The organism is Bartonella tribocorum CIP 105476, from assembly GCF_000196435.1.
In the GTDB taxonomy this organism is placed as follows: domain Bacteria; phylum Pseudomonadota; class Alphaproteobacteria; order Rhizobiales; family Rhizobiaceae; genus Bartonella; species Bartonella tribocorum.
In genome coordinates this window covers 1,113,344-1,138,489 of sequence record NC_010161.1, presented here as the reverse complement: position 1 = coordinate 1,138,489, position 25,146 = coordinate 1,113,344, and the positions used below count along the sequence as shown (strand labels likewise).

Below are 25,146 nucleotides of genomic sequence, written 5' to 3'. Positions count from 1 at the left end.
CTCTCATACCAAAACGGAGCTCTGTTATAATATGCTGCAATCTCTTAAGTCTGATCATGAACATGTCACGCTACGCTCTCTGTTGGAATATTATCGTCAACAAGCTAAATCACCCCGTGAATTGGGAACGCTGTTTGAAAACCTTGTCATGGTTTATTTGAGTGAAGACCCGTTGCAAAAGCAAGAATACGAAAAGGTTCAAACTTATTTGGAATGGGCTAAGGAACATGATGAAGATGGGCGTGATATTGGGATTGATTTGGTGGCTACAATCCGTGATCAAGGAGGATATGCGGCTATTCAATGTAAATGCTATGATGCTTCTCACATCATTAAAAAAGAAGATATTGATAGCTTTATCGCTGCCTCAGGGAAAAAGATTTTTACGCGTCGTATTCTCGTTGATAGCACCGAAAGCAATTGGAGTGATAATGCTAACAACACTTGTGATGGTCAAGAAGTTCGTATTCAACAGATTAATCTGTTTGATTTAGAAAACAGTCAAATTGATTGGGGCGCTTATAAAGAACGAGGACAAGCCGTCCTTAAAGAGCAACCGAAAAAAAAGCTTTTAGATCATCAGATAGAAGCGCTTGAAAGAGTTTGTGAAGGTTTACAAGAAGCAGACCGTGGCAAGCTTATTATGGCATGTGGTACGGGTAAAACATTCACCAGTCTTAAGATAGCAGAAACCATAGCAGGAAAAGGCAAGCGTGTGTTGTTTTTAGTGCCCTCCCTTGCTTTGATGTCACAAACAATCCGTGAATGGACCCTTGATACAGAAATCCCCTTGCGTTCCTTTGCGGTGTGTTCGGATACACAAGTAGGCAAGCGTCGTAAAGGCAAACATGATGATGAATCTGGTCTTGATGCATCAGATCTTGTCTTGCCGGCGACCACGGATTCACAAGAGCTTGCGCGTAAAGCCAATAAGACCTCTCTTGATGTGATGACGGTGGTCTTTTCAACTTATCATTCCATTCAAGTGATTTCGGATGCACAAAAGGAATATGATTTACCCGAATTTGATTTAATCATTTGCGATGAAGCGCATAGAACAACTGGGGTTGTGTTAGGAACAGACAAGCATGAATCTGAATTTATCAAGGTTCATGATAACAGCATCATTCGGGGTAAAAAACGTCTGTATATGACTGCAACGCCTAAGATCTTTGCTGATAGTGCTAAAAAACAAGCCCATGAAATGAATGGCATTTTAGCGTCTATGGATGATGAAGCCCTCTATGGAAAAAATCTTTACACCTATACATTCTCAAAAGCCGTTAAGAATGAACTCTTAGTTCCTTATAAGATTATTATCTTAGGCGTTAATGAAGAGGAAGTGAGTGAATCCATTCAACATCTGATGACCGATGAGAATTATGAACTTACTCTTGATGATAAAACCAAAATCATAGGCTGTTATCAAGCTCTTAGCAAAATAGATCTAAAAGTTGATCTGAGTGATGACCCTAACCCTATGCGTCGGGCTTTGGCTTTTTGTAAAGATATCAAGACTTCTGAACGTATCCGTGACACATTCAATTCTCAAGAAATACAGAAAGAATTATATAATCTTCATAAGCTCTATAAAGAGACGCCGCCTCTTCAGTGTACCTTTGCTCATATTGATGGAACGCAAAGTGCCAAGAAGCGCAATGAAGCCCTTGATTGGTTAAAGGAAGATGCGGGGGAAAATACTTGTCGTGTGCTGACCAATGTAAGATGTCTTTCTGAGGGTGTTGATGTTCCTGCTCTTGATGCGATCATGTTTTTACACCCGCGCAAAAGCCAAGTGGATGTGATACAGGCGGTGGGGCGTATCATGCGCCGTGCCAAAGGCAAGAAAAGAGGCTATATCATTTTACCCGTTGGGGTGCCGGCTGGGATTTCTGCTGAAGAGGCTTTAAAATACAACAAGAGATACAGTGTTGTCTGGCAAGTGATCAATGCTTTGCTTGCTCATGATGAGAATTTCGAAATCACCCTTAACCAGATGATTTTAGGGCAAGACGTTAGTGATGTTTTGGAGATTAGCGCCTTAAAGAGCATGACAGCGGTTGAGGATAAAATCTATGTTTATGAGAAACCAGAAAGCGCGGGGCTTGAGATTGGAAAAGCAGCCTATGAACCACAAAAATACATTCATAGTGTTACAGGAAGATTACCCTTTTATAAAGAGTTTCCCAATGCCCTTAAAACCCTTTTGGCTAAGAAATTTACCCTTGCCGATTACTGGGGCATATGGGCGGGCAATGTTGCTGAAATTGCTCAAAACCATATCAATCGTCTTAAAGATATACTTTCTGATGAAACCAGTGAAGCTTTTCATGCTTTTGAGAGCTTTCACAAAGAACTCAAAAACAACTTAAACAGTGAAATAAAACAAGAGGAAGCGCTTGAGATGTTAGCACAACATCTTGTGACGCGTCCCGTATTTGAAGCCTTGTTTGATGGCAATGAATTTGTGCAAAACAATGCCATTTCGCAAGCGATGGAAAAGATTTTAGCTGAGTTGGATAAAACCAATATCAAGCAAGTATCAAAAGAGTTACAAGAGTTTTATGACAGTGTGAAATTCCGTGCCTCTGGGATTACCTCCCCCCAAGCAAGACAAAACCTTATTATCAAGCTTTATGAAGATTTTTTTACCAAGGCATTTAAGAAAACTACGGATAGGCTTGGGATTGTTTATACGCCCGTTGAGGTTGTTGATTTTATCATTCATTCTGTTGATGATGTATTGCGGAATGAGTTTGGAAAAAGCCTTGGGTCACGTGGTGTTTCTATTCTTGACCCTTTCACTGGAACTGGAACCTTTATCACAAGGCTTTTACAATCCAATCTCATCAAACCAGAGGATATGGAATATAAGTTCCGTCATGATATCCATGCCAATGAGATTGTTTTGCTTGCTTATTACATAGCAGCGATTAACATTGAATCGACTTATCATAGTCTTATGAAAGGTGAATATATCCCTTTCAAGCATATTGGTTTGACCGATACGTTCCGAATGCTTGAAGAGAAGAACCTGCTACAGGAATTATTCAAAGAAAACAGTGAATATTTAGAGCATCAAAAGAAACTGGATATCAAAGTTATCCTTGGTAACCCTCCTTATTCAACAAAGCAAAAAAACGAAAATGATAATGCAAAGAATACTCCTTATCCTATTTTAGATAAACGTATTAGTGAAACTTATGCTGCTCATTCAAAAGCAACCAATATGCAAGCTCTTTACGATAGCTATATCCGTGCTATACGCTGGGCTAGTGACCGTATTGGTAATGCTGGGGTAATCGGATTTGTTACAAATGCCGGTTTTATTACTGGACATTCTATGGATAGTTTACGCAAATGCCTCGTTGAGGAATTTTCAAGCCTTTATATTTTCCATTTGCGGGGGAATGCTCGGACTTCTGGAGAACAACGTAAGAAAGAAAGTGGTGGAATTTTTGGTTCTGGCTCTCGTGCCCCTATAGCGATTTCTATTTTGGTTAAAAATCCAAATGCACAGCAGCATGGTAAGATATATTTTCGTGATATTGGCGACTATCTCAATAGAGAAGAAAAACTCACGATAATTGAAAAACTTAGAAGTATTGATGGCATTACACGAAGCAAAAAAGGTTGGCAAATAATAAAACCGGATAGACATAATGATTGGCTTAGTCAACGCGATGATAGTTTCAAGACGTTTCTAGCTTTAGGTGTTAAAAAAGGGCATGATCAAAAGCTTTTTGAAAATTTTTCTCGTGGTATTATGACAAGCCGTGATGCTTGGGCATATAACTCAAGCCGTGAAACACTAGCAAAAAATATGCGTAATATGATTGCCTTTTATAACAGTGAGGTTGAACGTTTTAATAATAGCTATTCACATGCTGATCATAAGTTACGTACCAATGCTATAGATAGTTTCGTAAACTCAGATGAAAGAAAAATCAGTTGGAGTTATAATCTCAAACGAGACTTGGTAAAAGGAAAGTCTTTCAACTTTGAAGAAGCTTGCCTTACACAAAGTCTTTATCGCCCTTTTACACGACAGTGGCTTTATTGTGATGCTGCTCTAAATTGCGATGGCGCTTATCAGATGCGAATATTTCCGATAGGACAAGCGGTTGAAAACAGAATGATACAAATTACAGGCATAGGAGCAAAGAAAGACTTTTCTGTGCTTATGACTAAAGTTGTATCTGATGTTAATATGATGGAAGGTGGTAGTCAATGCTTTCCACGCTATATTTACGAAGACACTACGGTTTCAAAAAATAAAAACAAGGAACAATCCCATTTATTTACGAATTCTACAGAAAATAGTAAAACAGCTGGTTTGCAACGCCGTGATGCTATTACTGATGAAGGATTAGCACATTTTAAAGCTGCTTATCCTAATGAAAAAATCGCTAAAGATGATTTATTCTATTATGTTTACGGTTTACTTCATTCAAAAGATTATCGCTCTCGTTATGCTGATAACCTTTCTAAAGAACTGCCTCGTATCCCTTGTGTAAAGAGTACTGATGATTTTTGGAAGTTTGTAACAGCAGGACGTGAACTCGGTCATTTGCACGTGAATTATGAAACTGTAGAGCCGTATCCAGTAACTTTTAAAAAGGGTAATCCAAAATTTACAGAGATCTCTAATCCCGAAAAATTCTATTATGTGACTGAAATGAAATTCGCAAAAATTAAGAATAGTAAGGAAAAGGATAAATCAACAGTTATTTATAATAGCAATATTACCATAACAGATATCCCTCTTGAAGCTTATAAGTATATCGTCAATGGAAAACCCGCTCTTGAATGGGTTATGGGGCGTCAATGTGTAAAGACTGATAAAAAGAGTGGCATTGTTAATGATGCTAATCGCTATGCTGTTGAAACCGTTGGCAACCCTGCCTACCCTCTAGAATTGTTTCAAAGGGTTATTACGGTAAGTTTAGAGACAATCAAAATTGTTAAGAATTTACCAAAATTAGAAATAAGAGAAACTGAATAACTTATAAAGCATGCTCACATAATGGGTATGATAAACGCATAAGGGGTATAGAGCTTATAACCATAATCTATACCTCTTTTGTTAAGTTTATTACATCTAATCTTTAAAAGGATAATTTGTCATGCGTTATTCTAAAAAGAAAAAACTTGCACTTTTAGATACTCTCATTTGGATTGCTTTAAGACTTTTAAGAAACCCCATCTTAAATAAAATTAGATTTTTTTACATTGCCTTTAAGAGGTTATATCGTAATCTAAAATGAGTGCTTTATTGTTTTCAAAAGCTTTGTTTAAAGAGAGTTATATATATTCATTTTGCTTATAGGTTTTGAAGGTGTAAAAACCGTCAAAACCCCCTCAAAACGTATATTATTGGTTGAATTTAGAGGTTGTGTTATCAATATGGGTTGTTTTTTTAAGGTCTATAAAATCTTAACATATTGAAATATAATGTTTTTACTTTTTATCGTTTTTTTACATAATAGCAGCAACCCTCAAAACTCAAAACCCCGTCAAAACTCATAACTATAATGATCTTGATAGCATCTCTTATGAGTTACAAGCTATCTTTTGAAAAGCTTTAAAGGATCACATGATTTTCATAAAGCACGTTGTAATCATTCTCTAAAATCATAAGGTTATCATTCAAAAGAACTGATAAAAATTCATAAAAGGGATTTTGATAACGTAATCAGTTTTTAATTTCATACGCTTTTCATAAGACACGTGTTAATCACTCACTAAAAATATAATTTTATCTTTTAAAAAGAACTAATCAAAATAACAAAAGCCTATTAAAAGGGACTTTGCTAATCTCTATAATTATCAATCTCTCTTTAGATATTTTCATAACAGTCTATAAATCGTAATTATCCTATTTATCGTTTCTCTTATGAAAATGAAAAATGATGCCATGGCTATAAAGCATATAACAGCTATAAAGAATGCATAAAAACAGTAGCTTTGTTTGAATAAAGCAAAAATGCAAATGAATGCATTGGTTATAAGAGCGCGGTGCCTATTAAGATAGTTCAAATGATAAATGCGTTATAAACAAAATTCACAAAAAAATTAAAATTCATTTAGTGAAAAAAACTGATAGTTTATAAAGATAAAAATACGCATTATGAGAGCGTTTCTAAATATTATAAATGTATAGATTCAAAAAACAACGCAATCGTTTTATAAAGCCCATAATATAGCTTTAAAAGCACATAAATATAAAAGAAGCAATTCATAAGCACATGATATTATCAATACATAATGTATCTAAAAAAATACAAAAAATATCAAAAAAATAAAATATTAATTGACAATAAATACGTATTTTGTTATATAAATAATCAAGTGATGAAAAACACTTTAAACAGTAAGCGGATAGGTTACGAAACAATCTTTCCAAAGCTTTTAAAACTGACTATCTTTTATGCTTTAATTAGCATATATGATGATTTTGTCGGGTGTGGTCACACCATACAATACTCTTTATGAGAAAAGTGTGACGACGGACTTACTGCCGTGTTTTTCAACGCCCGGCTCCCTTATAGGGTTGTCAATGAAAAACGTATAATCAGTAAGGTTTAAATATGAAAAATATCTCAAAAAACACCCCCATTAATAAGAAAAAAACATCTAAAAAATATGAGTTTACTGGCGAAATGGATTTTGTGACTGGTCTCATATTATACCGTATACGTGCTTTAAGAGATTTTGGGGATGTCAAAGCGGGCGATCTTGGGGGGTATATTGAAAACGAAAGTAACTTATCTCACAAAGGCAATTGCTGGGTGTATGACAAAGCGCGCGTCTTTCAAAATGCAAGGGTTTCAGGCAATGCTAAAGTAAAAAGCTTTTTTGTTGACGTTTGTGGTAATGCAAGAATTTATGGTAATGCTATTTTTGAAGGCATGTTATTAAAGGACAATGCAAAGCTTTATGGCAATGCTCATGTTAGCAATGCCGTTGTAATTGAAGGTAATGCTAAAATTTATGATAACGCCCGCGTCACTAATCATGCTCATATTTGTGATGGCTCGCGTGTTTTTGATGATGCCGTGGTTTGTGGCGCTCTTATCTCTGGCGATTCTTATGTTCATAGCGCCGCCTCTTTAACTGCTGATGATCATATTTGGGATGAGGCATATCCAGAATTTGGGAGTGAAGATGATTATTACCGTCATGAATATTATGCTGATTGTGAGGGGTATTATGACGATGATAACGAATATGAAAATGATGCTGCGTAAATAACGCGCGGGCGCGGCGGGGGCGCCCCTCTTTAAAAATCTCATTCTAAAATTTAATCTTCTTTATAAAGGAATTGTGCCATGCAAAAAAAGTTTGCACTCACAAATGAAACGCGTGTATTTGGTAATCATACCCTTTATCGTATCCAAGCATTAAAAGACTTTGCTGATGTTAAAGCTGGTGCCTTGGGGGGCTTTATCGAAAAGGAAGATAACCTCTCTCATGATGGCAATTGCTGGGTCTATGATGATGCTCTTGTGTTTAAAAATGGTCACGTTTATGAAAACGCAAGGGTTTTTGGCAAGGCTGTCGCTTGTGGTCATATCTATGGTCATGCCTGCGTTTATGAGAATGCTATCGCTGCTGGCTATATTTATGATAATGCGCATGTTTATGGCAATGCCGTTGTTTCTGATAATTCCCGTGTCTATGGCAATGCTCATGTCTATGGCAAGGCTATTATTTATGATAATGCTTATGTTTATGACAATGCTAGGGTTTATGAAAACGCTCGTATAGCAAATGACGTGCATATTTATGAAAATGCTCATATCCATGGCATTGCTGTTATTCGTGAAAATGTCGGCGGCTCTACTAAAATAAAAACCTATACTGAACGTCTCTCTCCTTATGGTGAGTTAGAAATTGTATGGGTCTAACCTAATGTAACGTAAATAAAATGCGGGCGCGGCGGGGGCGCCTGCTTTCAAAATAAATTTTCCATTTCAAATTTTATCAACTGTTTATCACATTAGATTGTGAGGGTACTCCTATGTGCAAAAAATACGAATTAACCAGTGAAATCAAAAAAATCAAACATGCTCTTACGCGAAATATCACAAGCCTTTATCGCATTCGGGCTTTAAGAGATTTTGATGATATAAAAGCGGGTGCTTTAGGCGGTTTTATCGAAAAGGAAGTCAACCTATCCCATGATGGCAATTGCTGGGTCTATGATGAGGCTTGTGTCTATGGTCATGCCCGTGTTTATGATGATGCAAAAATACGGCATTATTCTCAAGTCTGTGGTCTCGTCTATGGCAATGCTGAGGTCTATAGCAAGGCTTTTATCTCTCAATATGCAAAGATTTATGATCAGGCTTGTGTTTATGGGAGTGCTCATGTGTATGGCAATGTTTATGGCAATGCTCATGTGAGTGGTGCTGCCCGCGTTCTTGCTGATGCTCATATTTATGACCATGCCCATGTTTCTTATGATGCTACGGTTTTTAGTTATGCACGCGTCTATGGTCATGCTAGGGTTTGTGGCTCTGCTTGTATTTATAGCCATGCGAAAATTTATAATTATGCTGTGATTAATGGTCGTGCAAAGATTTATGGCAAGGTCTATGGCAATGCGCGCGTGGGGGGCTCTTGTGAGGTTTATGGCTCTGTCTATGGCAATGCAAAAATCTTACATTGTGCAACGATCTGGGGGCGTGCTTATGGCAATGCAACAATCAATACAAAAAGCAAAGCAAAGTTAGTTCCCAAAAATTGTGAGGTTTATCAAAGCGATAATGTCGTTAAGATTATTGATAAAACAGAATAAAAATAGGTATGGGAGCGCCTTCTTGATAGCTATAAACGTATCATAAAAGAGAGAATTCATAAAAGAAAGCCGTGCCAAATGATATGACGCGGCTTTCAAAGAATGATTCTTATGATAAAAATAACCACCTACAATGGAGTAATGAATGCATATATAAAAAATGTATCATATTTCAAGTGCTCTATTAAAAATATGAAAACTTATCAAAAGGAACGTAAATTATGCATATGATCTTTAATCACTCTTTTGAATGAGAATGTCTTTATCTTAAAGAGATGCATTTAAAACAAAGCCCATAATCAAGATGCTTCTTTAAAACATTTTAAAACACTAAGCTCAAAATTGAGTTGAGTGAATTTCAAATAACGCATTTTCTAAAATCAAAACATATTAAAACGTTTGGTAGCTTTATCAATTCAATCAAAAGAAAATGCCTATTAGACTAATATCTTTTTTAAAAACGTTCTTTTTACATTTACGAGCGTTAATTTTTCAAAACAAGCTCTCATAAGACAATAAACAACTGCTTTTATCAAATGGAAGGTTTTAAAAATTATTATAAACATCCGTTTCAAACGTTTAAACATTCATTTAGAAAGGCTTTCATAATAAGCGTATTTTAAACAAAGCTTCTTTGCAAATTAATTGCTCTATTTGGCTAGCAAAATTAAGTAAATCCTATGCCTTATGATGTTACAACGGTTTTGAATTTTACTTGCTTATCTTTGTCTAAAATAGATGCCCTCAAATTTGAGGAGATCTCATTTGGTTTCATATTTTAAAACGATAACTTTTAAAACGTTTTTTATACCATGTCTAAGGTATATAGTATTCTACTTCTATGGCATTATGCGCCTCCATTTTTTTATGGAAGCGAATATAGTTCTGTTCTAAAAACTAGTCTGCAATCTATTCATTAAAAGGCTTTTCATTTCATAAGATATAAAAGACCTCTTTATCGTTTTCTAAACTTTTAGAAAGCGTTTAAAAGCGATCTTGTCCTTAATCCTTTTATGCAATCTTTATAAATTAAACCTATAAGCTTATGAATGCTTCAAACAGTTAATTTCTTTAATGCCATTTTAAAGGTTTTTCCCAATTTGGGGAAAAATTATATGATCTCTATTTTCTATAAATGCCTATCTTTTGATACAATTTACCTTATAGCAGTTTCAAACGATTACCCTCTTATAGAATGATCTAATATTGCTATAACACTCTTTAGATTTTGCGCTCGCCAATTTTGGCGAACGTTAATTTGTTATTTTATGCGATTAACAATCCAATCTTTAAAATAAGAAGTAATCTTTAAAACGTATGTTATCGATAATTCCAAACGATTAAATTTTAAACAATGTGATTTGTGCTGTGATAAAAACGTATCATAAAATTTATAAACTGTTATGAGTGATAACTGCTTTTCATTTCATTTGAACGTTTACATGCGTTATAATATTTGCACCATGATTTGCTTTTTATGGTCTATTCATACATGGCAATCTTCTATAAAAAATGGTCAAATGAATCACGTATAAAAGGATGGATTCTTAAGTGGATTCATATAAAATAATTACGCTCAAAATATTGACTTTATTGTGTTTTTATGCATAATGTGAATTTTACACCGTGAGTGACATGAATAGCTTCACGTAATACAACACCATTATACATGCCAAGAGAGCCATCAAAGATTGGGTTCTTCGCACGAGAGGTTGCATAAACCGATTTTTGGATATCTAACCATTCACCGGTTTCTGTATTGGTGCGCAATTGCATTACTTGTGTTGGGTGCAAATAGAGAACGTAAACATCATCACCATTCACATGAACCGGCGAAATTTGTGGATTGGCAAGTTTCGCTTGTTTAACCGCTTCATCAATAAGCTTCAAACTAAAGCTATGTTTGGCTTTATCGGTAAGGTCTTCATCCTTGGTTTTCCCATCAGGTCGAATAATCCGTTCACTGCTTGGTGCCATAATTTCATTAAAGCCGTAATAAACTGGTTTAATATATACTTCTCGACCATCAATACTGATCGTACGTGCTGTATAACCACACACCTGCAAAAAGAACATGATGCTTAAACGATTGGCGTACCAGCGAACCAAGCCTTCTTTGGCTTTCTTACGTAAATTTGGGAGGATTCTCTGTTGGTCAATCGAGTCATTATTGGCAACACGCGCCGCATGTAAAAGCTCATTAATAACCAACCGATCATTCATAAATTGAAGGGCTTCTTCATTGCCCTCTAAGGTTTCACCTTGCGTGACACCATCTCCAAACAGATTGACCAACAAACTGAATGTGACACTATCCCCTGCACTCTTATGGGTTTCGTTATAAAGCTGGATAATACTGTTCGAACTTTTGCCAATCAGAGGGGCAATTTTCGTTGCTTTCAAAACTTCATTGCTTAATTTCTGTGACCACAATTTCACCGATTGCGGATCATGGGTTCCTATATGTGTTGTTGCCATTGTTTCACCTTTCTTTGCTATAAAAAAACCGGCTTAAAAGCCGGTGGAAAACCCGCTTCAAAGGCGGATTATACTGTAAAACTTATATCTCATCGGGGTCTGCACCCATAATTTCATAAAAACGGGCTTCATTTTTTGGATTGGATATCCACGCGTTAAATTCTTTCTCTGACATATTCGCAAGAGTTTCTTTAGTCATTGGTCCAGTACTCCCTCCTCCACCAGATGCCGTTAAGGTTCGCGCAGAATTCTGACGGCTTTGAAGCGCTGCAACTTGATCATTGGCTTGGACCGCTTGGTTCTGATATGTAAGATATAATATCAAAAAACACAATAAAGTCAATATTTTGAGCGTAATTATTTTATATGAATCCACTTAAGAATCCATCCTTTTATACGTGATTCATTTGACCATTTTTTATAGAAGATTGCCATGTATGAATAGACCATAAAAAGCAAATCATGGTGCAAATATTATAACGCATGTAAACGTTCAAATGAAATGAAAAGCAGTTATCACTCATAACAGTTTATAAATTTTATGATACGTTTTTATCACAGCACAAATCACATTGTTTAAAATTTAATCGTTTGGAATTATCGATAACATACGTTTTAAAGATTACTTCTTATTTTAAAGATTGGATTGTTAATCGCATAAAATAACAAATTAACGTTCGCCAAAATTGGCGAGCGCAAAATCTAAAGAGTGTTATAGCAATATTAGATCATTCTATAAGAGGGTAATCGTTTGAAACTGCTATAAGGTAAATTGTATCAAAAGATAGGCATTTATAGAAAATAGAGATCATATAATTTTTCCCCAAATTGGGAAAAACCTTTAAAATGGCATTAAAGAAATTAACTGTTTGAAGCATTCATAAGCTTATAGGTTTAATTTATAAAGATTGCATAAAAGGATTAAGGACAAGATCGCTTTTAAACGCTTTCTAAAAGTTTAGAAAACGATAAAGAGGTCTTTTATATCTTATGAAATGAAAAGCCTTTTAATGAATAGATTGCAGACTAGTTTTTAGAACAGAACTATATTCGCTTCCATAAAAAAATGGAGGCGCATAATGCCATAGAAGTAGAATACTATATACCTTAGACATGGTATAAAAAACGTTTTAAAAGTTATCGTTTTAAAATATGAAACCAAATGAGATCTCCTCAAATTTGAGGGCATCTATTTTAGACAAAGATAAGCAAGTAAAATTCAAAACCGTTGTAACATCATAAGGCACAGGATTTACTTAATTTTGCTAGCCAAATAGAGCGATTAATTTGCAAAGAAGCTTTGTTTAAAATACGCTTATTATGAAAGCCTTTCTAAATGAATGTTTAAACGTTTGAAACGGATGTTTATAATAATTTTTAAAACCTTCCATTTGATAAAAGCAGTTGTTTATTGTCTTATGAGAGCTTGTTTTGAAAAATTAACGCTTGTAAATGTAAAAAGAACGTTTTTAAAAAAGATATTAGTCTAATAGGCATTTTCTTTTGATTGAATTGATAAAGCTACCAAACGTTTTAATATGTTTTGATTTTAGAAAATGCGTTATTTGAAATTCACTCAACTCAATTTTGAGCTTAGTGTTTTAAAATGTTTTAAAGAAGCATCATGATCATGGGCTTTGTTTTCAATGAATCTCTTTAAGTTAAAGACATTATGATTGATATATTTAATGGCAACGAAAAGCGTTTATAGGCTTCTCATTCAAAAGAGTGATTAAAGATCATACGCATCATTTACATTCCTTTTGATAAGTTTTCATATCTCAATAGAGCGCTTGCAATATAATACGTTTTGTATATATGAATTCATTACTCCATTTGGAATGATTCATAAGGGTAGACATTTGAAAGCCGCGTCATATCAGTTGGCACGGCTTTCTTTTATGAATTCTCTCTTTTATGATACGTTTATAGCTATCAAGAAGGCACCCCATGCCTATTTTTATTCTGTTTTATCAATAATCTTAACGACATTATCGCTTTGATAAACCTCACAATTTTTGGGAACCAACTTTGCTTTGCTTTTTGTATTGATTGTTGCATTGCCATAAGCACGCCCCCAGATTGTTGCACAATGTAAGATTTTTGCATTGCCATAAACAGAGCCATAAACCTCACAAGAGCCCCCCACGCGCGCATTGCCTTAGACCTTGCCATAAATCTTTGCACGACCATTAATCACAGCATAATTATAAATTTTGGCATGGCTATAAATGCAAGCAGAGCCACAAACCCTAGCATGACCATAGACGCGTGCATAACTAAAAACCGTAGCATCATAAGAAACATGGGCATGGTCATAAATATGAGCATCAGCAAGAACGCGGGCAGCACCACTCACATGAGCATTGCCATACACATTGCCATACACATGAGCACTCCCATAAACACAAGCCTGATCATAAATCTTTGCATATTGAGAGACAAAAGCCTTGCCATAGACCTCAGCATTGCCATAAACGAGACCACAGACTTGCGAATAATGCCGTATTTTTGCATCATCATAAACACGGGCATGACCATAGATACAAGCATCATCATAGACCCAGCAATTGCCATCATGGGATAGGTTGACTTCCTTTTCGATAAAACCGCCTAAAGCACCCGCTTTTATATCATCAAAATCTCTTAAAGCCCGAATGCGATAAAGGCTTGTGATATTTCGCGTAAGAGCATGTTTGATTTTTTTGATTTCGCTGGTTAATTCGTATTTTTTGCACATAGGAGTACCCTCACAATCTAATGTGATAAACAGTTGATAAAATTTGAAATGGAAAATTTATTTTGAAAGCAGGCGCCCCCGCCGCGCCCGCCGCTGCTTTATTGATTAAACCCAGACAATTTCTAACTCGCCATAAGGAGAGAGACGTTCAGTATAGGTTTTTATTTTAGTAGACCCGCCGACATTTTCACGAATGACAGCAATGCCATGGATATGAGCATTTTCATAAATATGCACGTCATTTGCTATACGCGCGTTTTCATAAACCCTAGCATTGTCATAAACATAGGCATTATCATAAATAATAGCCTTGCCATACACATGAGCATTGCCATAGACACGGGAATTATCAGAAACAACGGCATTGCCATAAACATGCGCATTATCATAAATATAGCCAGCAGCGATAGCATTCTCATAAACGCGGGCATGACCATAGATATGACCACAAGCGACAGCCTTGCCAAAAACCCTTGCGTTTTCATAAACGTGACCATTTTTAAACACAAGAGCATCATCATAAACCCAGCAATTGCCATCATGAGAGAGGTTATCTTCCTTTTCGATAAAGCCCCCCAAGGCACCAGCTTTAATATCAGAAAAGTCTTTTAATGCTTGGATACGATAAAGGGTATGATTACCAAATACACGCGTTTCATTTGTGAGTGCAAACTTTTTTTGCATGGCACAATTCCTTTATAAAAAAGATTAAATTTTAAAATGAAGAATTTAAAAGGGGGCGCCCCCGCCGCGCCCGCGCATTATTTACGCAGCGTCTTTTATAGACTGGTTATCATCACAAATATCATTCGTAATTTTTTCACGACTATTAACCACGGCATTACCATAGATTTGTACATCATGATCAATATTGGATTTACCATAGACCTTTGCATTTTCATAAATTCTTGCAAAGGACCCCACCCGAGCCGAGCCAGAAACCTTTGCATCATCAAAAATACTTGCAAAACTCTTAATCCAAGCATTACAAAAGACATGGGCATTGCCATAAATACACGCCCCCCCATAAATGCGTGATTTACCATAAACATGGGAATTCCCATAAACAAAGCCACTCACATGAGCATTTTCATATACACGGGCATTATCATAAATATGTGCATTAGGAGAAACATTAGCATTATCACAAACCATGGCATTGCCATAAACTAGACCACAGATCCTAGCATTGTTACTAATTTTTGCATTGTCATAAATGCTAGCATCATGACCGAATACCCATGCCTTATCACAAACCACGGCATTCCCATAAACTTTAGACCCCCTAGCAATAATGGCGTCATTACGTATTTTTGCATTATCAGAAACGACGGCATTGCAAAAAACGGTAGCATTATCGTAAACCCAGCAATTGCCATCATGAGAGAGATTGCTTTCATTTTCAATAAAACCACCTAATGCCCCCGCCTTAACATCATCAAAATCTCTTAAAGCACGAATGCGGTGTACAGTAATCCCTTCAAAAGTGTGATTTTCATTAGTCAATTCATATTTTTTAGATACAGTTATAGTGGACATAGGTAACTCCCTAAGTTTATATTTGATAAATTTTAGAATGAGATTTTTAAAGAGGGGCGCCCCCGCCGCGCCCGCGCGTTATTTACGCAGCATCATTTTCATATTCGTTATCATCGTCATAATACCCCTCACAATCAGCATAATATTCATGACGGTAATAATCATCTTCACTCCCAAATTCTGGATATGCCTCATCCCAAATATGATCATCAGCAGTTAAAGAGGCGGCGCTATGAACATAAGAATCGCCAGAGATAAGAGCGCCACAAACCACGGCATCATCAAAAACACGCGAGCCATCACAAATATGAGCATGATTAGTGACGCGGGCGTTATCATAAATTTTAGCATTACCTTCAATTACAACGGCATTGCTAACATGAGCATTGCCATAAAGCTTTGCATTGTCCTTTAATAACATGCCTTCAAAAATAGCATTACCATAAATTCTTGCATTACCACAAACGTCAACAAAAAAGCTTTTTACTTTAGCATTGCCTGAAACCCTTGCATTTTGAAAGACGCGCGCTTTGTCATACACCCAGCAATTGCCTTTGTGAGATAAGTTACTTTCGTTTTCAATATACCCCCCAAGATCGCCCGCTTTGACATCCCCAAAATCTCTTAAAGCACGTATACGGTATAATATGAGACCAGTCACAAAATCCATTTCGCCAGTAAACTCATATTTTTTAGATGTTTTTTTCTTATTAATGGGGGTGTTTTTTGAGATATTTTTCATATTTAAACCTTACTGATTATACGTTTTTCATTGACAACCCTATAAGGGAGCCGGGCGTTGAAAAACACGGCAGTAAGTCCGTCGTCACACTTTTCTCATAAAGAGTATTGTATGGTGTGACCACACCCGACAAAATCATCATATATGCTAATTAAAGCATAAAAGATAGTCAGTTTTAAAAGCTTTGGAAAGATTGTTTCGTAACCTATCCGCTTACTGTTTAAAGTGTTTTTCATCACTTGATTATTTATATAACAAAATACGTATTTATTGTCAATTAATATTTTATTTTTTTGATATTTTTTGTATTTTTTTAGATACATTATGTATTGATAATATCATGTGCTTATGAATTGCTTCTTTTATATTTATGTGCTTTTAAAGCTATATTATGGGCTTTATAAAACGATTGCGTTGTTTTTTGAATCTATACATTTATAATATTTAGAAACGCTCTCATAATGCGTATTTTTATCTTTATAAACTATCAGTTTTTTTCACTAAATGAATTTTAATTTTTTTGTGAATTTTGTTTATAACGCATTTATCATTTGAACTATCTTAATAGGCACCGCGCTCTTATAACCAATGCATTCATTTGCATTTTTGCTTTATTCAAACAAAGCTACTGTTTTTATGCATTCTTTATAGCTGTTATATGCTTTATAGCCATGGCATCATTTTTCATTTTCATAAGAGAAACGATAAATAGGATAATTACGATTTATAGACTGTTATGAAAATATCTAAAGAGAGATTGATAATTATAGAGATTAGCAAAGTCCCTTTTAATAGGCTTTTGTTATTTTGATTAGTTCTTTTTAAAAGATAAAATTATATTTTTAGTGAGTGATTAACACGTGTCTTATGAAAAGCGTATGAAATTAAAAACTGATTACGTTATCAAAATCCCTTTTATGAATTTTTATCAGTTCTTTTGAATGATAACCTTATGATTTTAGAGAATGATTACAACGTGCTTTATGAAAATCATGTGATCCTTTAAAGCTTTTCAAAAGATAGCTTGTAACTCATAAGAGATGCTATCAAGATCATTATAGTTATGAGTTTTGACGGGGTTTTGAGTTTTGAGGGTTGCTGCTATTATGTAAAAAAACGATAAAAAGTAAAAACATTATATTTCAATATGTTAAGATTTTATAGACCTTAAAAAAACAACCCATATTGATAACACAACCTCTAAATTCAACCAATAATATACGTTTTGAGGGGGTTTTGACGGTTTTTACACCTTCAAAACCTATAAGCAAAATGAATATATATAACTCTCTTTAAACAAAGCTTTTGAAAACAATAAAGCACTCATTTTAGATTACGATATAACCTCTTAAAGGCAATGTAAAAAAATCTAATTTTATTTAAGATGGGGTTTCTTAAAAGTCTTAAAGCAATCCAAATGAGAGTATCTAAAAGTGCAAGTTTTTTCTTTTTAGAATAACGCATGACAAATTATCCTTTTAAAGATTAGATGTAATAAACTTAACAAAAGAGGTATAGATTATGGTTATAAGCTCTATACCCCTTATGCGTTTATCATACCCATTATGTGAGCATGCTTTATAAGTTATTCAGTTTCTCTTATTTCTAATTTTGGTAAATTCTTAACAATTTTGATTGTCTCTAAACTTACCGTAATAACCCTTTGAAACAATTCTAGAGGGTAGGCAGGGTTGCCAACGGTTTCAACAGCATAGCGATTAGCATCATTAACAATGCCACTCTTTTTATCAGTCTTTACACATTGACGCCCCATAACCCATTCAAGAGCGGGTTTTCCATTGACGATATACTTATAAGCTTCAAGAGGGATATCTGTTATGGTAATATTGCTATTATAAATAACTGTTGATTTATCCTTTTCCTTACTATTCTTAATTTTTGCGAATTTCATTTCAGTCACATAATAGAATTTTTCGGGATTAGAGATCTCTGTAAATTTTGGATTACCCTTTTTAAAAGTTACTGGATACGGCTCTACAGTTTCATAATTCACGTGCAAATGACCGAGTTCACGTCCTGCTGTTACAAACTTCCAAAAATCATCAGTACTCTTTACACAAGGGATACGAGGCAGTTCTTTAGAAAGGTTATCAGCATAACGAGAGCGATAATCTTTTGAATGAAGTAAACCGTAAACATAATAGAATAAATCATCTTTAGCGATTTTTTCATTAGGATAAGCAGCTTTAAAATGTGCTAATCCTTCATCAGTAATAGCATCACGGCGTTGCAAACCAGCTGTTTTACTATTTTCTGTAGAATTCGTAAATAAATGGGATTGTTCCTTGTTTTTATTTTTTGAAACCGTAGTGTCTTCGTAAATATAGCGTGGAAAGCATTGACTACCACCTTCCATCATATTAACATCAGATACAACTTTAGTCATAAGCACAGAAAAGTCTTTCTTTGCTCCTATGCCTGTAATTTGTATCATTCTGTTTTCAACCGCTTGTCCTATCGGAAATATTCGCATCTGATAAGCGCCATCGCAATTTAGAGCAGCATCACAATAAAGCCACTGTCGTGTAAAAGGGCGATAAAGACTTTGTGTAAGGCAAGCTTCTTCAAAGTTGAAAGACTTTCCTTTTACCAAGTCTCGTTTGAGATTATAACTCCAACTGATTTTTCTTTCATCTGAGTTTACGAAACTATCTATAGCATTGGTACGTAACTTATGATCAGCATGTGAATAGCTATTATTAAAACGTTCAACCTCACTGTTATAAAAGGCAATCATATTACGCATATTTTTTGCTAGTGTTTCACGGCTTGAGTTATATGCCCAAGCATCACGGCTTGTCATAATACCACGAGAAAAATTTTCAAAAAGCTTTTGATCATGCCCTTTTTTAACACCTAAAGCTAGAAACGTCTTGAAACTATCATCGCGTTGACTAAGCCAATCATTATGTCTATCCGGTTTTATTATTTGCCAACCTTTTTTGCTTCGTGTAATGCCATCAATACTTCTAAGTTTTTCAATTATCGTGAGTTTTTCTTCTCTATTGAGATAGTCGCCAATATCACGAAAATATATCTTACCATGCTGCTGTGCATTTGGATTTTTAACCAAAATAGAAATCGCTATAGGGGCACGAGAGCCAGAACCAAAAATTCCACCACTTTCTTTCTTACGTTGTTCTCCAGAAGTCCGAGCATTCCCCCGCAAATGGAAAATATAAAGGCTTGAAAATTCCTCAACGAGGCATTTGCGTAAACTATCCATAGAATGTCCAGTAATAAAACCGGCATTTGTAACAAATCCGATTACCCCAGCATTACCAATACGGTCACTAGCCCAGCGTATAGCACGGATATAGCTATCGTAAAGAGCTTGCATATTGGTTGCTTTTGAATGAGCAGCATAAGTTTCACTAATACGTTTATCTAAAATAGGATAAGGAGTATTCTTTGCATTATCATTTTCGTTTTTTTGCTTTGTTGAATAAGGAGGGTTACCAAGGATAACTTTGATATCCAGTTTCTTTTGATGCTCTAAATATTCACTGTTTTCTTTGAATAATTCCTGTAGCAGGTTCTTCTCTTCAAGCATTCGGAACGTATCGGTCAAACCAATATGCTTGAAAGGGATATATTCACCTTTCATAAGACTATGATAAGTCGATTCAATGTTAATCGCTGCTATGTAATAAGCAAGCAAAACAATCTCATTGGCATGGATATCATGACGGAACTTATATTCCATATCCTCTGGTTTGATGAGATTGGATTGTAAAAGCCTTGTGATAAAGGTTCCAGTTCCAGTGAAAGGGTCAAGAATAGAAACACCACGTGACCCAAGGCTTTTTCCAAACTCATTCCGCAATACATCATCAACAGAATGAATGATAAAATCAACAACCTCAACGGGCGTATAAACAATCCCAAGCCTATCCGTAGTTTTCTTAAATGCCTTGGTAAAAAAATCTTCATAAAGCTTGATAATAAGGTTTTGTCTTGCTTGGGGGGAGGTAATCCCAGAGGCACGGAATTTCACACTGTCATAAAACTCTTGTAACTCTTTTGATACTTGCTTGATATTGGTTTTATCCAACTCAGCTAAAATCTTTTCCATCGCTTGCGAAATGGCATTGTTTTGCACAAATTCATTGCCATCAAACAAGGCTTCAAATACGGGACGCGTCACAAGATGTTGTGCTAACATCTCAAGCGCTTCCTCTTGTTTTATTTCACTGTTTAAGTTGTTTTTGAGTTCTTTGTGAAAGCTCTCAAAAGCATGAAAAGCTTCACTGGTTTCATCAGAAAGTATATCTTTAAGACGATTGATATGGTTTTGAGCAATTTCAGCAACATTGCCCGCCCATATGCCCCAGTAATCGGCAAGGGTAAATTTCTTAGCCAAAAGGGTTTTAAGGGCATTGGGAAACTCTTTATAAAAGGGTAATCTTCCTGTAACACTATGAATGTATTTTTGTGGTTCATAGGCTGCTTTTCCAATCTCAAGCCCCGCGCTTTCTGGTTTCTCATAAACATAGATTTTATCCTCAACCGCTGTCATGCTCTTTAAGGCGCTAATCTCCAAAACATCACTAACGTCTTGCCCTAAAATCATCTGGTTAAGGGTGATTTCGAAATTCTCATCATGAGCAAGCAAAGCATTGATCACTTGCCAGACAACACTGTATCTCTTGTTGTATTTTAAAGCCTCTTCAGCAGAAATCCCAGCCGGCACCCCAACGGGTAAAATGATATAGCCTCTTTTCTTGCCTTTGGCACGGCGCATGATACGCCCCACCGCCTGTATCACATCCACTTGGCTTTTGCGCGGGTGTAAAAACATGATCGCATCAAGAGCAGGAACATCAACACCCTCAGAAAGACATCTTACATTGGTCAGCACACGACAAGTATTTTCCCCCGCATCTTCCTTTAACCAATCAAGGGCTTCATTGCGCTTCTTGGCACTTTGCGTTCCATCAATATGAGCAAAGGTACACTGAAGAGGCGGCGTCTCTTTATAGAGCTTATGAAGATTATATAATTCTTTCTGTATTTCTTGAGAATTGAATGTGTCACGGATACGTTCAGAAGTCTTGATATCTTTACAAAAAGCCAAAGCCCGACGCATAGGGTTAGGGTCATCACTCAGATCAACTTTTAGATCTATTTTGCTAAGAGCTTGATAACAGCCTATGATTTTGGTTTTATCATCAAGAGTAAGTTCATAATTCTCATCGGTCATCAGATGTTGAATGGATTCACTCACTTCCTCTTCATTAACGCCTAAGATAATAATCTTATAAGGAACTAAGAGTTCATTCTTAACGGCTTTTGAGAATGTATAGGTGTAAAGATTTTTTCCATAGAGGGCTTCATCATCCATAGACGCTAAAATGCCATTCATTTCATGGGCTTGTTTTTTAGCACTATCAGCAAAGATCTTAGGCGTTGCAGTCATATACAGACGTTTTTTACCCCGAATGATGCTGTTATCATGAACCTTGATAAATTCAGATTCATGCTTGTCTGTTCCTAACACAACCCCAGTTGTTCTATGCGCTTCATCGCAAATGATTAAATCAAATTCGGGTAAATCATATTCCTTTTGTGCATCCGAAATCACTTGAATGGAATGATAAGTTGAAAAGACCACCGTCATCACATCAAGAGAGGTCTTATTGGCTTTACGCGCAAGCTCTTGTGAATCCGTGGTCGCCGGCAAGACAAGATCTGATGCATCAAGACCAGATTCATCATCATGTTTGCCTTTACGACGCTTGCCTACTTGTGTATCCGAACACACCGCAAAGGAACGCAAGGGGATTTCTGTATCAAGGGTCCATTCACGGATTGTTTGTGACATCAAAGCAAGGGAGGGCACTAAAAACAACACACGCTTGCCTTTTCCTGCTATGGTTTCTGCTATCTTAAGACTGGTGAATGTTTTACCCGTACCACATGCCATAATAAGCTTGCCACGGTCTGCTTCTTGTAAACCTTCACAAACTCTTTCAAGCGCTTCTATCTGATGATCTAAAAGCTTTTTTTTCGGTTGCTCTTTAAGGACGGCTTGTCCTCGTTCTTTATAAGCGCCCCAATCAATTTGACTGTTTTCTAAATCAAACAGATTAATCTGTTGAATACGAACTTCTTGACCATCACAAGTGTTGTTAGCATTATCACTCCAATTGCTTTCGGTGCTATCAACGAGAATACGACGCGTAAAAATCTTTTTCCCTGAGGCAGCGATAAAGCTATCAATATCTTCTTTTTTAATGATGTGAGAAGCATCATAGCATTTACATTGAATAGCCGCATATCCTCCTTGATCACGGATTGTAGCCACCAAATCAATCCCAATATCACGCCCATCTTCATCATGTTCCTTAGCCCATTCCAAATAAGTTTGAACCTTTTCGTATTCTTGCTTTTGCAACGGGTCTTCACTCAAATAAACCATGACAAGGTTTTCAAACAGCGTTCCCAATTCACGGGGTGATTTAGCTTGTTGACGATAATATTCCAACAGAGAGCGTAGCGTGACATGTTCATGATCAGACTTAAGAGATTGCAGCATATTATAACAGAGCTCCGTTTTGGTATGAGAGGGTTAATTCTTTTCAAAAGAATCAAAATGAAGCTTATTAAATCCATTTTGAACGAATTGAGAAAAAATGCAGAAAAATGCATAAAAACGGATAATTTTTTTCAAAAGGGGTTTTTAAAGGTTGTTTATCCACAGCCTATGATGCATGGTTAGATCAGCAAAGTAGTAAAATTTGCTATTCATTTCACGGGTTAATCAAGATAAATGCACTTATGTTCTTTAAAATATCAGAATGAGTATTTTGATAAGTTTTATTACGAATTTTGCTTATAGGTTTTGAAGGTGTAAAAATCGTCAAAACCCCCTCAAAACGTATATTGTTAGTTGAATTTAGAGATTGCATTATCAATATGAGTTGTTTTTTTAAGGTCTATAAAATATTAACCTATTGAAATATAATGTTTTTATTTTTTTATCGTTTTTTTACATAATAGCAGCAACCCTCAAAACTCAAAACCCCTTCAAAACCTATAGAGGTTGTGTTTTGGATATCTTTAGACACAAGATTTAAAAGAACCTCTGTATGTCTTTTTTTTTAAAAATGATAAAACAAAAACCCTCAAAGATACTACGTAAACCCTTTGTTGGTACGATAAGATCTTTGAAGGTTTTAAGGATAACAAAAGATGACAATGACTTCATTGTTTGATGCTGTTGTTTTTAACGAAAGGATGCCATTCATAACGTATGGTAGGGCGACCGCTTTGAGAGCTATTTTCATTGGCTATTGGACGAATATGATTGGAGCGACATAAGAGCTCTAAAGCTTGCTTAACGGTTTGATTATCTTTTAAATGCGTCCAACTTCTTTGATGAATATCACGTAAAGTAAAGACATCGGGTAAATGATCACAGCGCTCGACAATCAATTTTGCCCCCTCTGTTGCTAGGCTATCCGCCGCCGCATAGAGCCTTTTGACATGACTGAACAAATATTTTTCCCATCGCAAGGCTGTTTGAAGGGCATCTTTATTGATTTCAAAACGCCCCCCTTCAGTTAATTCAAAAATCAATGCAAGACTTACTATGGTCTTAGGCATTTTCAAAAGATGCGCTTTTAAACTTGATGAGAAATGACCATTCTTTATTCTTTTCTGGAAATCTTCCCACCATTCACGAAACATTTCTTGGGCTTCGGCAGAAAAGCGTATAGTTATCGGATATTTTGGTGATCCTAATGGTTTATCATAAAGAGAACGAAAAACCCCTTGATAACTTTCCCATGCCTTTTGATTGGGAGGTCTATCAATCCATAACTGCTCTTGTCGTTCATCGGGAAAGATCAGCATTTGAAAGCGTTGCATAAGACCATCATCGTTTATTCCACGGTGCATGTCTTGAATAATGGGAATAATACGTGCAGGTTGAATACCCCCTATAATAGAGACAGTTGCATTGGGAATAAAAATGGTTCCCCGCCCTATACGGTCATAGGTGTATGACTTATTACCATTAAAAGCTGTTAGATAAAAAGAACGGTCTGATTGATATTCCTTTCTTTCTAGATTAGATAAAAAACCAGCCAGTTCATCACGCACCAACAAGAGACCACGGGGGTTTTCTTTTAAGAGTTCCCCAAGCTTTTCAACGGTCACATCATTGACGATAAGGCGTCGTTTTATAGAACTATCATCTTCCTCACTTTCTTTGTGTTCAAGAGTTTGTGAAAGAAGAGCAAGGGCTTGTTCTTCATCATGATCTTTGAGTGCTTTATAGGCTTGTTTTTTCTTTTCTCGTTTATCTAATTCACTAAGAATCTCTTTTGTTTCTTGCTGTTTTTTCTTCTTTACCCACTCTTGATGCCATTCATCTTGAAATTCATAGAGAGGTTCTAAAGCAGCGTCCATGCTACCTGTTTTCATGGTCGAAGTTTCCCCCACAATGACACCCCAGAGATTAGGAACAATTTTCCAATTGGCATGTTGTTTTGGGGCAACCCGCACGCCATTGCCAATAACAGCAGCCAAGGCACAGAGAGCAGAGATAGCAATAAAATCCATAGGGGCTTGTTGGCTATCCGCAACGTCATAAACATAGTTCATTAATGGCGTTGGCAACTGTAATAAGCTAAAAGGCTTGACGGGTAAGAGAGCCGTATTAATCGATTGCAATTCCCCCCCAACCATTTTGTTGCAATGCTTGTTTATAAAGAATGGCTTCTAAACAAGTATTTTCGTTTAAAGAGCCGTTATCATTATCATTTAAAGGAGTATTATTCTCTAAAATATTTTTGTTATCTTGTATCATGTTATTTA

At 35.9% G+C, this 25,146-nt stretch carries 10 protein-coding genes and 3 pseudogenes; 4 read left to right on the top strand and 9 right to left on the bottom strand.

Features of this window, described 5'->3' with window-relative positions; translation table 11 throughout:
• Window positions 1-31 precede the first annotated feature (31 nt).
• The 4 genes from BTR_RS05055 to BTR_RS05035 all read left to right on the top strand — a co-directional run bounded on the left by BTR_RS05055 (window position 32) and on the right by BTR_RS05035 (window position 8,803).
• Window positions 32-5,005 carry a DEAD/DEAH box helicase gene (locus BTR_RS05055; RefSeq protein ID WP_012231655.1) on the top strand — a complete coding sequence of 1,658 codons (4,974 nt, stop codon included), beginning with the start codon at window positions 32-34 and terminating at the stop codon, window positions 5,003-5,005.
• Window positions 5,006-6,590: 1,585 nt separating this feature from the next.
• Window positions 6,591-7,250, top strand: a complete 660-nt coding sequence (locus tag BTR_RS05045; protein ID WP_012230502.1) for an LbetaH domain-containing protein — start codon at window positions 6,591-6,593, stop codon at window positions 7,248-7,250.
• An 81-nt stretch (window positions 7,251-7,331) separates the two neighbouring features.
• The gene (locus BTR_RS05040) at window positions 7,332-7,910 is read left to right on the top strand and encodes a hypothetical protein (protein ID WP_012231631.1); all 579 of its coding nucleotides are present in this window, start codon (window positions 7,332-7,334) and stop codon (window positions 7,908-7,910) included.
• Between the two features lie 113 nt (window positions 7,911-8,023).
• Window positions 8,024-8,803: a hypothetical protein gene (locus BTR_RS05035; protein ID WP_012231630.1), complete on the top strand. Its 780-nt coding sequence runs from the start codon at window positions 8,024-8,026 to the stop codon at window positions 8,801-8,803.
• Between the two features lie 1,611 nt (window positions 8,804-10,414).
• Here the strand turns inward: BTR_RS05035 and BTR_RS05030 are convergent.
• The 9 genes and pseudogenes from BTR_RS05030 to BTR_RS13120 form a co-directional block, all read right to left on the bottom strand.
• Window positions 10,415-11,281, bottom strand: a pseudogene (locus BTR_RS05030) (N4-gp56 family major capsid protein); the annotation flags it as partial.
• An 82-nt stretch (window positions 11,282-11,363) separates the two neighbouring features.
• Window positions 11,364-11,594 (bottom strand): annotated as a pseudogene (locus BTR_RS05025) (hypothetical protein); the annotation flags it as partial.
• Between the two features lie 1,647 nt (window positions 11,595-13,241).
• Window positions 13,242-14,021: pseudogene (locus BTR_RS05020) on the bottom strand (hypothetical protein).
• A 105-nt stretch (window positions 14,022-14,126) separates the two neighbouring features.
• On the bottom strand, window positions 14,127-14,705 hold the full coding sequence (locus tag BTR_RS05015; protein WP_012231657.1) for a hypothetical protein: 579 nt from the start codon (window positions 14,703-14,705) through the stop codon (window positions 14,127-14,129).
• Between the two features lie 81 nt (window positions 14,706-14,786).
• Complete coding sequence (locus tag BTR_RS05010; RefSeq protein ID WP_012231656.1) at window positions 14,787-15,560, bottom strand: hypothetical protein; 774 nt, start codon at window positions 15,558-15,560, stop codon at window positions 14,787-14,789.
• An 82-nt stretch (window positions 15,561-15,642) separates the two neighbouring features.
• Complete coding sequence (locus BTR_RS05005; protein ID WP_012230502.1) at window positions 15,643-16,302, bottom strand: LbetaH domain-containing protein; 660 nt, start codon at window positions 16,300-16,302, stop codon at window positions 15,643-15,645.
• Window positions 16,303-17,887: 1,585 nt separating this feature from the next.
• Entirely contained in the window at window positions 17,888-22,861 is a 4,974-nt protein-coding gene (locus tag BTR_RS04995) for a DEAD/DEAH box helicase (protein ID WP_012231655.1), read from the bottom strand.
• Between the two features lie 668 nt (window positions 22,862-23,529).
• A complete protein-coding gene (locus BTR_RS04985; protein ID WP_012231654.1) occupies window positions 23,530-25,017 on the bottom strand; it encodes a YfjI family protein in 1,488 nt (495 codons plus the stop codon).
• The gene (locus BTR_RS13120; RefSeq protein ID WP_169309787.1) at window positions 24,989-25,138 is read right to left on the bottom strand and encodes a hypothetical protein; all 150 of its coding nucleotides are present in this window, start codon (window positions 25,136-25,138) and stop codon (window positions 24,989-24,991) included. Before BTR_RS13120 ends, BTR_RS04985 begins: the two co-directional genes overlap by 29 nt.
• Window positions 25,139-25,146 lie beyond the last annotated feature (8 nt).